This window comes from Kitasatospora sp. NPDC048286 (genome assembly GCF_043201735.1).
In the GTDB taxonomy this organism is placed as follows: Bacteria; Actinomycetota; Actinomycetes; order Streptomycetales; family Streptomycetaceae; genus Kitasatospora.
Genome location: NZ_JBICZE010000002.1, coordinates 587997 through 601889, shown reverse-complemented (window position 1 = coordinate 601889; position 13893 = coordinate 587997). Strand labels below are relative to the sequence as shown.

The following is a 13893-nucleotide window of genomic DNA, read 5'->3' as shown; positions in this document are numbered from 1 at the left end:
GCTCAGGCGTCGAACTCGCGCACCAGGCGCTTCGGCGCCGTCCGCCGCCAGGCCTCGGTGACCAGGTCGTGCAGCTCGTCCCGGTCCACCAGGTCCAGCCGGACGCTCACCCAGCCGTGTCGCCCGACGTACGGGGCGGAGGAGAACACCTCGGGCTCGGCGGCGAGCAGTTCGGCCTGGTCCTCGGGGGAGGCCTTCACGCTGACGCGCTCCCCGTCGGGTGCGCCCATCGCGAAGATCCGGCCGCGGACCCGCAGCGTCTCGATGTCCCAGGTCGGCTCCTGGACGGCCTCGGGTAGGGCCAGACCCATCGCGCGGAACTCGTCGAACGTCACCATGGCGGCAGGGTAGGGCAGGGCACCGACAGCGCGCCCCCGGCGCGCGGCACGGCGCACCGGGGGCGGCTCACGCCTGGCGTGCCGTCACACCACACCCAGCGCGTACGCGGCGAACAGCGCCGCCGCCGCCCCGGCCACCGCCTTGCCGCCCCGCGAGAAGGCCGTCCACGGGCCGTCGAACCGGCGGGTGAACCAGCCGACCGCCACCAGTACGGCGCCGAACAGCGGCAGCAGCGCCAGCCGGGCGGCCACCCAGCCGAGCGAGTCCGGCGCGGTGGTCAGGCCCGGGACGGCGCCCAGGACGGCCGCGCCCGGCACCGCGACCGCGAGCATCGCGCTCTGGTGCCAGCAGAAGACCGTCATCGCCGACAGGTTGACCACCACGACCGGCAGCCACAGCAGCGGGCGGCGGGTCAGCAGCCGGCCCAGCCGCTCCCGCAGCAGCACCGCGGCGCCGCACTGGAACGCGGCCAGGGCGAGCACCAGCAGGGACGGCGGGTGCGAGTTGGTTCGCGCGGCCCCGGGCACGCCGACCATGCTGGCCGGGTAGTGGAAGACCAGCAGCAGCGCGGCGAACAGCGCGCCGCCGCCGAGCAGCAGCACCCGGGCCGCCGGGCGGCCGAGCCGGCCCTGCGCCCAGAGCACGCCCAGCTGGTAGCCGAACAGCCAGCCCGGCAGGATGTTCAGCAGCGCCACCCAGGACGGCACCGCCCCGGCCCACGGCCCGTACCGCAGCAGGTCGACGGCGGCGACCACGACCACCGGCAGGCCCGCCGACCAGCCGCCGAGCCGGCGCCCGGCGGCCACGCAGAGCGGGGTGAGCGCGGTCAGCCCCAGGTAGACGGCGATGTACCAGAGCGGCTGCACCACCAGGGTGGCGCCGGTGCGCAGGGTGTCCGCGGGGACGCCGAGCGCGGGCAGCAGCGGGACCAGCGCCGCCCAGACGGCCGCCACCCCGAGCACCGGGCGCAGCAGCCGGACGGTACGGGCCCACAGCCAGTCGCGGGTCCGCAGGCCCTTGGCCCGGGCGCGCTCCAGCGAGCGGACCGAGGAGTGGCCGCCGACCAGGAAGAACACCCCGAGCATCTGGAGCACCCAGCTGAGCGGGGCGAAGAAGTCGAGGGTGGAGAGCGGGCTGGCGTTGTGCAGGGCGCCGTCGGGGGTGCGGGTGAAGCCGCCGAGCATCCAGTGTCCGACGGGCACGGCGAGCAGGGCCAGGGCGCGCAGCCCGTCCAGGGCGCGGTCGCGGTCGGCCGGGGTCTTCGCGTCGACGCGGGCGGCGGCGCGGCGCAGGGCGGTGAGCGGGCTGGGGGTGGTGGTGCCGGCCATGGCGTGGTGTTCCTTCCGGTGCGGGCGGTCAGGCGCGGCCGAGCGCGACGTCGGCGTAGGCGGCGAGGGAGGCGGTGCCGGGGGCGAAGTAGCCGGTGTGGCCGTGGGATCCGGTGGCGGGCAGCGGGCGGGCCCCGAAGCCGGTGCCGGTCGGGTCGGCGCCGTGGCCGAGGCCGAACAGCCGGACGTTGGGCACCTCGCCGATCCAGTCGGAGCCGTTGCGGGTGGTGGCCCAGAGCGGGACGCCCGGGTCGAGGTCGGCGGCCGAGTCGACGCCCATGCCGGGCGAGCCGAGCACCACCACGCCGGAGGCCTGCGCGGGCGTGGGGCGGGCCAGGCCGCAGACCACGGAGCCGTAGCTGTGGCAGAACACGGTGGGCGGGGCCTGTGGGCGGGTGGTGACGGCGAGTCCGTCGAGCAGTCGGGTGAGGCGCGGGGCGCCGGCCCGGGCCAGGTCCTCGGTGGCGGCGTCCGGGCCGAGGCCGAGCGGGGTGGTGTAGCCGGCCCAGGCGATCACGGCGGTCTGCCGGTCGGTGGCGTCCAGGAGGGCGCGGGCCATGCCGGCGGGGGTGCCGTACGGGTCGGAGGCGCGGTCGAAGCGGAGCAGGTCGATGTCCGAGCCGGGGACGATCACGGCGGTGCGGCGGGCGGTGGCGAGGTCGCCGTACACCTCGGCGACCTGGCCGCGGCCGCGCGGGTCGAAGGCGAGGACCTGGCGGCCGCCGTCCAGCAGGGCTCGGTAGCGCTCGGCCCGGGTGCGGGCGGCCGCGTGGTCCTGCGGGGTGAGTGCGGGGTCGGTGGCCCGGGCGAGTTCGCGGGTGCGTTCGGCGGCCAGGGCGAGGGCGTTGGCCCGGTACCGGAGGGCGACCGGGGCGCCGTCCAGGTTGCCGACCACCAGCGGGTGCCGGGCGGCCAGGGCCTCCTGCGTGGCCGGGGCCAACCCGGCGAAGAACGCGGCGACAAGGGCCGGGGCGGCGGTGGCCGGGTCGGGCGGCCGCAGGCCGAGCGAGGTGTCGGCGGTCCAGGCGGCGCTGCCGGGCGGCGGGCCGGTGACGGGGGTCTGGGTGTCGGCGGCCCAGCCGCCCGTGCCGAGCGCCACCGCCAGTGCCAGCGCGGTGGCGGCGATCGCCCGTCTGGTCCGGAACCTGCGCATGTCCGTGCTCCCCCTCGTCGGCGCGGCCGCCGAGTCGGTTCGGCGTCCGGTGGAGAGGAAGGTAGGAACGCGACGGCCCCGCGGACGTCACACCGCGGGGCCAACTCCCGGGTGCTACCCGGGTATCAGGGGGGCCGCCCGAGCGGGCGGGCGCCGGCTACTGACCCGGTGCCACCAGGCCCGACTCGTAGGCCAGGACGACCGCCTGGGCGCGGTCGCGCAGGCCGAGCTTGGCGAGGATCCGCCCGATGTGCGTCTTGACGGTCTGCTCGGCGAGCACCAGTCCGGCGGCTATCTCCTGGTTGGACAGGCCGCGGGCGATCAGCTCCAGCACCTCGGTCTCGCGCGGGGTCAGGCCGTTGAGCCGCACCTTGGGGTCGCGGCGCTTCGCCGGGCGGGTGCGGGCGAAGTCCTCGATCAGCCGGCGGGTCACCGAGGGGGCGAGCAGCGCCTCGCCGGCGGCGACCACCCGGACCGCGGCGATCAGGTCGGCCGGCGGGGCGTCCTTGAGCAGGAAGCCGCTGGCCCCGGCGCGCAGCGCCTCGTACACGTAGTCGTCCACGTCGAAGGTGGTCAGCATCAGCACCTTGGGCCGGTGGGCGCCGGGCACCTCGGGGTCGAGCAGCCGCCGGGCCGCCTCCAGGCCGTCCATGACGGGCATCCGGACGTCCATCAGCACCACGTCCGGGTGGGTGCGGCCGTTGACCTCCAGGGCCTGGGCGCCGTCCGCCGCGTCCCCCACCACGTCGATGTCGCTCTGGGCGTTGAGCAGGGCCGCGAAGCCGGCGCGCACCATGGCCTGGTCGTCGACGATGATCACGCGGATGGTCATGCGGTGGTCTCCCGGGGGGTGTCGGGGCTGTCGGGGCGGTCGAGGGGCAGGACGGCGGCCACCTTGAAGCCGCCGTCCGGCAGCGGACCGGTGTCCAGCCTGCCACCGACCAGCCGGACGCGTTCGCGCATTCCGACCAGCCCCTGCCCGGTGCCCTCCACCGAGGCCTCCAGCGACTCGGTGGGTTGCGGCGGGGGCGCGTTGACCACCGTCACCAGCAGCGCCGGGCCGTCCGTGGTCAGCGAGACCCAGGTCCGCGCGCCGGGGGCGTGCCGCACCACGTTGGCCAGCGCCTCCTGCACGATCCGGTACGCGGACAGCCCGACGGCCTGCGGCGCCTGGCCTGCCAGGTCCGCCGCGTCCGGCTCCAGGGTCAGTTCGGCCGCCACCCCGGCCCGGCCCACCGTCTCGACCAGCTGGGCGAGTTGACCGACCCCGGGCTGGGGCGCCTTGTCCCCGCCGGACTCCTCGCTGCGCAGCACGCCGAGCAGCCGGCGCATCTCGGCCAGCGACTCGCGGGCGGTGCCGGCTATCGCGGTGAACTCCTCGGCGGCCTCGTCCGGTACGCCGCCGATCCGGTACGGCGCGCTGGCCGCCTGCACCGCGATGACCGACATGTGGTGGGCCACCACGTCGTGCAACTCCCGTGCGATCCGGGCGCGTTCCTCCAGCAGCGTGCGGCGTTCGCGCTCGACCTCGCTGATCTGCTCCTGCTCGGTGAGCAGCCGGCGGGCCACGGCGCGGTCCCGGACGGCCCAGCCGAGCAGCAGCGCGGCGCCGCTGAGCGCGATCAGCAGCACGGTGGTGCCGTCGCCGGGCCGGGGCAGGCCGAGGGTGGTGGTGACCACGGTGAGCAGGATGGTGGCGACCCAGACCGAGACCAGGGTGGCCCGGCTCTCCCGCAGCGCGAGGGCGAGCAGCAGGAAGACGTACCCGATGATCATCGGAGCCGTCCACGGCCAGCTGCCCATCACCTGCTCGTGGCGGGCGGTGATGGCGGCGGTGGCGACCAGGGTGGCGGCGCTGATCCACCAGGCGGCCAGCGGCCGGGTGACGGCGAGGAACAGCGGCGTGGTCTGGGCGACGGTCAGCGCGCCGGCCACCGGCACCGCCAGGCCGTAGAAGCCGACCAGGTTGACGATCCCGGTGGGGATCAGCGAGGCCTGCAGGATGATCACGACGATGTACGGGAGCCGGCGCACCCAGCGCCGGCGGGAGTCCCCGAGCAGCGGGGTGTGGTCCTCGCTCGGGGTGGTCAGGTGGTGCCGCAGGGTGCGCAGTTGGCGCAGCGCGAACCCGCGGCCGTCGGCTCTGGTGGGCGTTTTCATCGGGGGCCACCCTAGGTGGCCGGGCCCGTGTCGGGCGTCGGACTGGAGCGCGAACTTCCGGGTGGTACCGGGGTATCGGGTGATACCCCGGTATGACGGGCGGGGTCCGGGCGGTACCGCGGGTGGGTGGTGCTACGGGCGCCAGTGGCCGGCCAGGGCGGGGCCGAGCTGGTCGAAGTAGCGCTCGATCACCGCGACCATGCCCTCGGGGCCGGCCGGCTCGCGTTCGGCGCTCCAGGCCAGGTGGGCCGAGCGCAGCAGGCTGGCGAAGACGGCGGCGAGCACGGCCGGGCGCAGGTCCTCGGCCGGGTCCAGGCCCTCGCGTTCGGCGAGCACCTGGATCACCACCTGCTCCTGCTCGGTGACCCGGCGCAGGTGGGCGGCGAGCAGCGGGGGCGTCTCCTCGATCATCCGCATGAGTTCGAGGGCGCTGTGGATCGAGTCGGGGCCGGAGCCCTCCGCGCTGCCGAGGTCGAGCCAGGCCTTGACGATCGCGGCGCGCAGGGCCTGGAGCGGGGTCTCCTCGGCCGGGCGGCGGCGCAGGCACGCGATGAAGTAGTCCTCGGCCACGGCCATCACGGCGAGCGCGACCTCGTCCTTGTTGGCGAAGTAGCGGAAGAAGGTGCGCTGGGAGACGTCGACGGCGGAGGCGATCTCGTCGACGGTCGTGTGGGCGAAGCCCTGCCGGAGGAAGAGCACGTGGGCGGCCTGGATCAGGGCGGTCCGGGTCTGCTGCTTCTTGCGCTCGCGCAGCCCCGGTGTGCGGGCGGGGCCCTCCGGGGCGTCGGTGGTGCGGGGGGCGTGAGCGGCCATGGCGGGGGCCTTCCGGAGCGCGGGGTGGGGCGGGTGGGAGCACAACCTTAGCGCTCTGACAAATGTCAGTGCTGGTCAGAAGTCACTGTTTGCCGTATGTCAGAGGCTGACATAATCTGCCGTGGTGGCGTCCGTCGGGCCGGGGCACCTGTGGGGACGGGTGGGCCGGGGCGCCACGACCACGTCCTGAACCGAGCCACGCCCCCGGAGGGCCCAGATGAGCCAGTCCGTCGTGAAGAACTCCGAGGCGGACGCACCGCCGCCGCCGAATCCACCGTCGGGGGGCGGCCTCAAGGGGCACCCCTGGCTGACCCTGCTGACCGTCGCGGTCGGCGTCATGATGGTCGCGCTGGACGGCACGATCGTCGCCATCGCCAACCCGGTGATCCAGGAGAAGCTGCACGCGGCGCCCTCCGAGATCCAGTGGGTCACCAGCGGCTACCTGCTGGCCCTGGCGGTCTTCCTGATCACCGCCGGCAAGATCGGTGACCGCTTCGGCCACAAGAGCACCTTCCTGGTCGGCGCGGTGGGCTTCGCCGCCACCTCGGCCGCGATCGGCTTCGCCGGCAACATCCAGACCGTGATCGCCTTCCGGGTGCTCCAGGGCCTGTTCGGCGCGCTGCTCCAGCCGGCCGCGCTCGGCCTGCTGCGCGGGGCCTTCCCGGCCGAGAAGCTCAACATGGCGATCGGCATCTGGGGCGGCGTGATCGGCGCCTCCACCGCGGCCGGTCCGATCGTCGGCGGCCTGCTGGTCGAGCACGTCAGCTGGGAGTCGGTGTTCTTCATCAACATCCCGGTCGGCCTGATCGCGCTGGCGCTGGGCCTGTGGATCCTCAGGGACGTCCGGGCCGAGAACGCCGCCAAGTCCTTCGACCTGCCGGGCATCGCGCTGCTCTCGGTGGGGATGTTCGCGCTGGTCTTCGGCATCATCAAGGCCCCCGAGTGGGGCTGGGGCGACACCAGGACGCTGCTGTTCCTGGGCGGCGCGGTGGTCCTGATGGTGCTGTTCGCGTTCTGGCAGGGCCGGGCGAAGGAGCCGCTGGTCCCGCTCGGCCTGTTCCGCTCGGTGCCGCTGTCGGCGGGCGTGCTGCTGATGGTGCTGATGGCCTTCGCGTTCTTCGGCGCGCTCTTCTTCGTGACCTTCTACCTCCAGAACGTGCACGGGATGAAGCCGGTCGAGGCGGGCGTCCACCTGCTGCCGATGACCGGCATGATGATCGTCGGTTCGCCGCTGGCCGGCATCGCGATCGGCAAGCTGGGCCCGCGCATCCCGATCGTGGCCGGCATGCTGATCACCACCGCCGCGATGTTCGGCATGTCCACCCTGGAGACCGACTCCGGCAACGGCGTGATGTCGCTCTGGTTCGTCCTGCTGGGCCTCGGCCTCAGCCCGGTCATGGTCGGCGCCACCGAGGTGGTCGTCGGCAACGCCCCGCTGGAGCTCTCCGGCGTGGCCGGCGGCCTCCAGCAGGCCGCGATGCAGGTCGGCGGCAGCCTCGGCACCGCGGCGCTGGGCGCGCTGATGGCCGCGAAGGTCGGCGACGTGCTGCCGGGCAACTGGGCCAAGGCCGGCCTGCCGCCGGTCGAGGGCACGGCGGGCGAGGGCCTCAAGCAGGCCGCCCAGCTCGGCATCGCCCCGCCGGCCCCGGCCGGCACCCCGCAGCAGGCGGTGGACGCGATGGCCGGCGCCGTCCACGAGTCCTTCGTGAGCGGCATGTCGCTCGCCTTCGCGGTGGCCGCCGTGGTGGCCTTCGCCGCCGCCGTGCTCGGCCTGCTCACCCGCCGCGGCACCACCGACGCGGGCCCGGCCGTGCACATCTGACGGGCGCCCCCGACGCCGCAACGCCACGGCCCCGGACTCCTCGGAGTCCGGGGCCGTCGTGGTGCTCCCGCCGTCAGGCGCGCGAGTGCGCGGCGCACGCCGAAGGGCCGGACCCCCGTACGGGAGTCCGGCCCCTCAGTGCCTACGGGCTGATCAGGCTTCGCCGCCGGCGGCACCCGGGTCGGCCGCGGCCACGTCCAGCAGCTGGTAGCGGTCGATCGCGTCCTTCAGCGCCGAGCGGTCGATCTTGCCCTGCTTGGCGAGCTCGGTGAGCACCCCCAGGACGACCGACTGCGCGTCGATGTGGAAGAAGCGACGGGCCGCGCCACGGGTGTCGGCGAAGCCGAAGCCGTCGGCACCCAGCGACTGGTACTGGCCCGGCACCCAGCGGGCGATCTGGTCCGGCACCGCGCGCATCCAGTCGGACACCGCGACGACCGGGCCCTCGGAGCCCTGGAGCTTCTGGGTGACGTACGGCACCCGCTGCTGCTCCTCGGGGTGCAGCAGGTTGAACTCCTCGGCCTCCACCGCGTCGCGGCGCAGCTCGTTCCAGGAGGTCGCGGACCAGACGTCGGCCTTGACGTTCCACTCCTCGGCGAGGATGCGCTGGGCCTCCAGGGCCCACGGCACGGCCACGCCGGAGGCGAGGATCTGGGCCGGGATCTGGCCGGCGGTGCCCGGCGCGTACTTGTGCAGACCCTTGAGGATGCCCTCGACGTCCACGTTCTCGGGCTCGGCCGGCATCTTGATCGGCTCGTTGTAGACGGTGAGGTAGTAGAACACGTCCTCGCCGTGCGGGTGTTCGGCGCTGGAGCCGTACATCCGGCGCAGACCGTCCTGGACGATGTGCGCGATCTCGAAGCCGTACGCCGGGTCGTAGGCCACGACGCCCGGGTTGGTCGAGGCCAGCAGGTGCGAGTGGCCGTCGGCGTGCTGCAGGCCCTCACCGGTCAGCGTGGTGCGGCCGGCGGTGGCGCCGATCACGAAGCCGCGGGCCAGCTGGTCGGCCATCTGCCAGAACTGGTCGCCGGTGCGCTGGAACCCGAACATCGAGTAGAAGACGTACACCGGGATCAGCGGCTCGCCGTGGGTCGCGTAGGACGAGCCGGCGGCGATCAGCGAGGCGGTGCAGCCGGCCTCGGAGATGCCGTCGTGCAGCATCTGGCCCTTCGGCGACTCCTTGTAGGCCAGCAGCAGGTCCCGGTCGACCGACTCGTAGGTCTGGCCGAGCGGGTTGTAGATCTTGGCCGACGGGAACAGCGAGTCCATGCCGAAGGTGCGGTACTCGTCCGGGGCGATCGGCACGAAGCGGTTGCCGATGCCCTTGTCCCGCATGAGGTCCTTGAGCACCCGGACGAACGCCATGGTGGTGGCGATGGTCTGGTTGCCGGAACCCTTCTTGACCGCCTTGTAGGCGTCGTCGCCGGGCAGCTCCAGCTTCCGCGGGCGGACCTTGCGGGTCGGCACGTAGCCGCCGAGCTCCTGCCGGCGGTCGTGCATGTACTGGATCTCCTCCGAGTCGCGACCCGGGTGGTAGTAGGGCGGGTAGCCCTCGTCCAGCTGCTTGTCGGTGATCGGCAGGTGCAGCCGGTCGCGGAAGCGCTTCAGGTCCTCGACCGTCAGCTTCTTCATCTGGTGGGTGGCGTTGCGGCCCTCGAAGTTGGGGCCCAGCGTCCAGCCCTTGACCGTCTGCGCCAGGATGACCGTCGGCTGGCCCTTGTGCTCGCGGGCGGCCTTGAACGCGGCGTAGACCTTCTTGTGGTCGTGGCCGCCGCGACCCAGGTGCTGGATCTGCTGGTCGGACATGTTCTCGACCATCGCGCGCAGGCGCAGGTCGCTGCCGAAGAAGTGCTCGCGGATGTAGTCGCCGGTCTCGGTCGCGTAGGTCTGGAACTGGCCGTCCGGGGTGGTGTTCATCTTGTTCACCAGGACGCCGTCGCGGTCCTGCGCGAGCAGCGGGTCCCAGCTGCGGTCCCAGATGAGCTTGATCACGTTCCAGCCGGCGCCCCGGAACTGGGACTCCAGCTCCTGGATGATCTTGCCGTTGCCGCGGACCGGGCCGTCCAGGCGCTGCAGGTTGCAGTTGACCACGAAGGTCAGGTTGTCCAGGCCCTCACGGGCGGCCAGGGACAGCTGGCCGAGCGACTCGGGCTCGTCCATCTCGCCGTCGCCGAGGAAGGCGTAGACCTGCGAGTCGGAGGTGTCCTTGATGCCGCGGTGCTCCAGGTAGCGGTTCATCCGGGCCTGGTAGATCGCGCCGAGCGGGCCGAGGCCCATCGAGACGGTCGGGAACTCCCAGAAGTCCGGCATCAGCCGCGGGTGCGGGTAGCTGGAGAGGCCGTACGGCGCCTTCGACTTCTCCTGGCGGAACGCGTCGAGCTGCTGCTCGGACAGTCGGTCCAGCAGGAAGGCGCGGGCGTAGATGCCGGGGGAGGCGTGGCCCTGGAAGAAGACCTGGTCGCCGGACTCGCCCTCGGCGTCCTTGCCACGGAAGAAGTAGTTGAAGCCGACGTCGTACAGCGACGCGGAGGAGGCGAAGGTGGCGATGTGGCCACCGACGCCGATGCCCGGGCGCTGGGCCCGGGAGACCATGACGGCCGCGTTCCACCGGGTCGCGTTGAGGATCTTGCGCTCGATCTCCTCGTTGCCGGGGAAGAACGGCTCGTCCTTGGTCGCGATGGTGTTGACGTAGTCCGTGCTGCGCATCTCGGGCACGGCGACACGCTTCTCGCGGGCGCGCTCGATCAGCCGCAGCATCAGGTAACGGGCACGCTCACGCCCCCGCTCGTCGATGGCCGCATCGAGCGACTCCAGCCATTCCGCGGTCTCCTCGGGATCGAAGTCCGGGACCTGACTCGGAAGGCCGCCAATGATGATCGGGTTGCGATCGGATCCGGAAGCCACGCTGTTCCTTCACTGTCGGTCGAAACTGAGGTGTGTCGCGCCGCCTCCATCGTGCTACCGCGCTCGGAGATCCGTCATCTCTACCGACCGGTAACCGTTCCGCCTGGTGGGCGGTCCGGTCTGGTGGCGCGCGGTGCGGGCGTCTTCGTCCGCTCCGCACACCCCCGGGTGTTACGAAAAGAGGTGGTCCGACCTGGTGTCCCGTCCGCCCGATGGCGGGCGGCCGGGGTGAGGGCCAACAGGAGACTCTACGCCCGCGCACGCGCGGACCCGAATGCCGTTCGCATCTCGGTCGTGCGTACGGCCTGTGGACCGGGACCACCCGAAGCATCCTCGGACCATGCAGAAAAGGGCAAATCGGTGTGATTCCCGCCACGCCGCGCGGCGTGTCCCGCTGCGACACGTCAACCTTTGGAGGGGATCGGGGGTCGGGTACTTGCGCGAACCGCCGCGCCCGTGTGGACTACGGCCACAGCCTCGGCATGGATGCCGAGCCGAATACTGGAGGTTATTCCCGTGAGCGCGACCGCGGACCCCGCGGACAAGTCCAACCCGGCGACCCGTCTCGGCTTCGAAGAAGGCCAGATCATCCAGGAGCTGGGGTACGACGAAGACACTGACCAGGACCTCCGCGAGGGCATCGAGGAGCTCACCGGTACGGATCTCGTCGACGAGGACTACGACGACGTCGCCGACGCCGTCCTGCTGTGGCACCGCGACGACGACGGGGACCTCACCGACGCCCTCGTCGACGCGCTGGAGTACCTCGCTGAGGGCGGCCTGATCTGGCTGATGACGCCCAAGACCGGGCGGGACGGCCACATCGAGGCCTCCGAGATCAACGACGCGGCCAAGACCGCGGGCCTCTCCCAGACCAGCTCGATCAACATCGTCAAGGACTGGGCGGCCACCCGGCTCGCCACCAAGTCCACGATGAAGGGCGGCAAGCGCTGAGCGGGCTCTGAAGCCCCGCACCGGGCCCCGCCGGAGGAACTCCTCCGGCGGGGCCTGCTGCATTTCCCGGCGCCGCACTGCCCGGCGCCGCATCCCCCGACACACCCGGACGGCCCGCCGCCCCGTTCGCGCACGGCGAACGGACCGGGGCCGCGACCGCCCGCCTCATCCGTTCGGTCGAACCGCCGTAAACGAATGCGAGGATGTGGCCTGCCGCGCCCGCCGCGCGGCGTGGTCGCGTCAGAAAGGTCCCGTCCATGGCCATCGAGGTCGACACCCCGGCTCCGGACTTCGAGCTCAACAACCAGCACGGGGAGACCGTCCGGCTCTCCGACTTCCGCGGCCGCAAGAACGTCGTCCTGGTCTTCTACCCGTTCGCCTTCACCGGCGTCTGCACCGGCGAGCTGGGCGCGATCCAGCGGGAGCTGGCGGGCCTGCAGAACGACACCGTGCAGGTGCTCGGCGTCTCCTGCGACTCGCAGTTCTCCCAGCGGGTCTTCGCCGACCGGGAGGGGCTGGAGTTCCCGCTGCTGGCCGACTTCTGGCCGCACGGCGAGGTCACCCGCGCGTACGGCGTCCTCGACGAGGAGCGGGGCTGCCCGCTGCGCGGCACCTTCGTGATCGACACCGAGGGCACGGTGCGCTGGAGCGTCGTCAACGGCCTCCCGGACGCCCGGGACGAGCAGGAGTACCTGAAGGTCCTCGCGGCGCTCTGAGGCCCCCGCCCAGTGCCCCGACGGCGCCGCGCCCGCTCCCGCGGCACCCGCCGGCCGGGTGCCGTCGGGCCGTGTCCGGCCTGATCAGGGGTGCGGACGGGAACCCCGTACTACGCTCGGGCCGTTGGCGGGGTGGGGTGCGGGAGCCGATGGGCCTCCCGACGCCCCGGACCGCACCACCGGGGGCACCACTGGACGTGCCTCCCGATTCTTGGAGGACTAGTGGGAGTCAGCCTCAGCAAGGGCGGCAACGTCTCGCTCACCAAGGAGGCACCGGGCCTCACGGCCGTGGTCGTCGGCCTGGGCTGGGACGTCAGGACCACCACCGGTGCGGACTTCGACCTGGACGCCAGCGCCCTGCTGTGCAACGCCCAGGGCAAGGTCGCCTCGGACGGCAACTTCGTGTTCTTCAACAACCTGAAGAGCCCGGACGGCTCGGTCGAGCACACCGGTGACAACCTGACCGGCGAGGGCGAGGGCGACGACGAGGCGATCAAGGTCAACCTGGCCGGCGTGCCGGTGGACGTGGAGAAGATCGTCTTCCCGGTCTCGATCTACGACGCCGAGACCCGCGGCCAGAACTTCGGCCAGGTGCGCAACGCGTTCATCCGCGTGGTGAACCAGGCCGACAACTCGGAGCTGGCCCGCTACGACCTCTCCGAGGATGCCTCCACCGAGACCGCGATGGTCTTCGGCGAGCTGTACCGCAACGGCAGCGAGTGGAAGTTCCGCGCCATCGGCCAGGGCTACGCCTCCGGCCTGCGCGGCATCGCGCAGGACTTCGGCGTCAACGTCTGAGCCTTCGGGCACACCCTGCGGCGCGGGTCCCGCGCCGTTCCGCCGGGGCGGCCCCGGACCTCCGTGGTCCGGGGCCGCCCCGGTTGCGTCCGCCCCGGTGCCGCGGTGGTCCGTCGCGCTGCGAGGATGTGAGTTCAGGAAGTTCAGCCGACCGGAGCCGGTCGGCCGGGGTCGCGGGGGATTACACCTGGAAGGCGCCCCGGGAGAAGCAAGGGAGGAAGAACGTCATGGTGGTCACGCTCGCCAAGGGTGGCAACGTCTCGCTCACCAAGGCCGCGCCGAACCTGACGCAGGTCCAGATCGGCCTCGGCTGGTCCGCCCGTTCGACCACGGGCGCCCCGTTCGACCTCGACGCGAGCGCCCTGATCTGCGGTGGCGGGCGGGTGCTCGGCGACGAGTACTTCGTCTTCTACAACAACCTCAAGAGCCCCGAGGGCTCGGTGGAGCACCAGGGCGACAACCTCACCGGCGGCGACGACACGGGTGACGACGAGGTGGTCCTGGTCAACCTGGACCTCGTCCCGGCCCAGGCCGACAAGGTGATCTTCGCGGTCTCGATCTACGAGGCCGAGGCGCGGTTCCAGAACTTCGGTCAGGTCCGCAACGCCTACATCCGGGTCGTCAACTCGGTCGACGGCCAGGAGATCGCCCGCTACGACCTGTCCGAGGACGCGTCCAGCGAGACTGCGATGATCTTCGGCGAGCTGTACCGCTACGCGGGCGAGTGGAAGTTCCGCGCGGTGGGCCAGGGGTACGCCTCCGGCCTGCGCGGCATCGCGCTCGACTTCGGCGTGAACGTACAGTAAGGGCGGAAATCGGACTTATCGCACCCGACCCGATCATGAGAACAAAGGGCAGTGCGGGGGTGACCTGACCGGGCCCGGCCCGGTCAGGGCGTCTCGGGAC

The 13893-nt window shown here is 72.5% G+C and carries 12 protein-coding genes; 5 read left to right on the top strand and 7 right to left on the bottom strand.

Annotated features, from left to right (window positions below):
* Positions 1–2: 2 nt before the first annotated feature.
* The 6 genes from ACGF13_RS07025 to ACGF13_RS07000 all read right to left on the bottom strand — a co-directional run bounded on the left by ACGF13_RS07025 (position 3) and on the right by ACGF13_RS07000 (position 5793).
* Positions 3–338 (bottom strand): MmcQ/YjbR family DNA-binding protein, encoded by a 336-nt coding sequence (locus tag ACGF13_RS07025; protein ID WP_392869718.1) that lies wholly within the window; start codon positions 336–338, stop codon positions 3–5.
* A gap of 84 nt (positions 339–422) precedes the next feature.
* Positions 423–1667 (bottom strand): acyltransferase, encoded by a 1245-nt coding sequence (locus tag ACGF13_RS07020; RefSeq protein ID WP_392869716.1) that lies wholly within the window; start codon positions 1665–1667, stop codon positions 423–425.
* A gap of 28 nt (positions 1668–1695) precedes the next feature.
* A complete protein-coding gene (locus ACGF13_RS07015) occupies positions 1696–2820 on the bottom strand; it encodes an alpha/beta hydrolase (RefSeq protein WP_392869714.1) in 1125 nt (374 codons plus the stop codon).
* A 157-nt stretch (positions 2821–2977) separates the two neighbouring features.
* A complete protein-coding gene (locus ACGF13_RS07010; RefSeq protein WP_392869712.1) occupies positions 2978–3652 on the bottom strand; it encodes a response regulator in 675 nt (224 codons plus the stop codon).
* Positions 3649–4980 (bottom strand): sensor histidine kinase, encoded by a 1332-nt coding sequence (locus tag ACGF13_RS07005; RefSeq protein ID WP_392869710.1) that lies wholly within the window; start codon positions 4978–4980, stop codon positions 3649–3651. Before ACGF13_RS07005 ends, ACGF13_RS07010 begins: the two co-directional genes overlap by 4 nt.
* A 132-nt stretch (positions 4981–5112) precedes the next feature.
* The gene (locus ACGF13_RS07000; RefSeq protein WP_392869708.1) at positions 5113–5793 is read right to left on the bottom strand and encodes a TetR family transcriptional regulator; all 681 of its coding nucleotides are present in this window, start codon (positions 5791–5793) and stop codon (positions 5113–5115) included.
* A 232-nt stretch (positions 5794–6025) separates the two neighbouring features.
* Here ACGF13_RS07000 and ACGF13_RS06995 point away from each other — a divergent pair, with 232 nt between their 5' ends.
* Positions 6026–7615, top strand: coding sequence for an MFS transporter (locus ACGF13_RS06995; RefSeq protein ID WP_392870102.1), 1590 nt, complete (start codon positions 6026–6028; stop codon positions 7613–7615).
* Positions 7616–7768: 153 nt separating this feature from the next.
* Here the strand turns inward: ACGF13_RS06995 and aceE are convergent, their stop codons facing one another.
* The gene (aceE, locus tag ACGF13_RS06990; RefSeq protein ID WP_392869706.1) at positions 7769–10519 is read right to left on the bottom strand and encodes a pyruvate dehydrogenase (acetyl-transferring), homodimeric type; all 2751 of its coding nucleotides are present in this window, start codon (positions 10517–10519) and stop codon (positions 7769–7771) included.
* Positions 10520–11035: 516 nt separating this feature from the next.
* Here aceE and ACGF13_RS06985 point away from each other — a divergent pair.
* The 4 genes from ACGF13_RS06985 to ACGF13_RS06970 all read left to right on the top strand — a co-directional run bounded on the left by ACGF13_RS06985 (position 11036) and on the right by ACGF13_RS06970 (position 13793).
* On the top strand, positions 11036–11473 hold the full coding sequence (locus ACGF13_RS06985) for a DUF3052 domain-containing protein (protein ID WP_392869704.1): 438 nt from the start codon (positions 11036–11038) through the stop codon (positions 11471–11473).
* Between the two features lie 257 nt (positions 11474–11730).
* Positions 11731–12189, top strand: coding sequence for a peroxiredoxin (locus ACGF13_RS06980; protein WP_392869702.1), 459 nt, complete (start codon positions 11731–11733; stop codon positions 12187–12189).
* Positions 12190–12411: 222 nt separating this feature from the next.
* Positions 12412–12987 (top strand): TerD family protein, encoded by a 576-nt coding sequence (locus tag ACGF13_RS06975; protein ID WP_392869701.1) that lies wholly within the window; start codon positions 12412–12414, stop codon positions 12985–12987.
* 227 nt (positions 12988–13214) lie between these two features.
* A complete protein-coding gene (locus ACGF13_RS06970; RefSeq protein WP_392869699.1) occupies positions 13215–13793 on the top strand; it encodes a TerD family protein in 579 nt (192 codons plus the stop codon).
* Positions 13794–13893: the final 100 nt, after the last annotated feature.

What these genes read in the sequence shown, in the direction of transcription:
- ACGF13_RS07025 (WP_392869718.1), bottom strand. Translation starts at nt 338, where the DNA reads ATGGTGACGTTCGACGAGTTCCGCGCGATGGGTCTGGCCCTACCCGAG.
- ACGF13_RS07020 (WP_392869716.1), bottom strand. Translation starts at nt 1,667, where the DNA reads ATGGCCGGCACCACCACCCCCAGCCCGCTCACCGCCCTGCGCCGCGCC.
- ACGF13_RS07015 (WP_392869714.1), bottom strand. Translation starts at nt 2,820, where the DNA reads ATGCGCAGGTTCCGGACCAGACGGGCGATCGCCGCCACCGCGCTGGCA.
- ACGF13_RS07010 (WP_392869712.1), bottom strand. Translation starts at nt 3,652, where the DNA reads ATGACCATCCGCGTGATCATCGTCGACGACCAGGCCATGGTGCGCGCC.
- ACGF13_RS07005 (WP_392869710.1), bottom strand. Translation starts at nt 4,980, where the DNA reads ATGAAAACGCCCACCAGAGCCGACGGCCGCGGGTTCGCGCTGCGCCAA.
- ACGF13_RS07000 (WP_392869708.1), bottom strand. Translation starts at nt 5,793, where the DNA reads ATGGCCGCTCACGCCCCCCGCACCACCGACGCCCCGGAGGGCCCCGCC.
- ACGF13_RS06980 (WP_392869702.1), top strand. Translation starts at nt 11,731, where the DNA reads ATGGCCATCGAGGTCGACACCCCGGCTCCGGACTTCGAGCTCAACAAC.
- ACGF13_RS06970 (WP_392869699.1), top strand. Translation starts at nt 13,215, where the DNA reads ATGGTGGTCACGCTCGCCAAGGGTGGCAACGTCTCGCTCACCAAGGCC.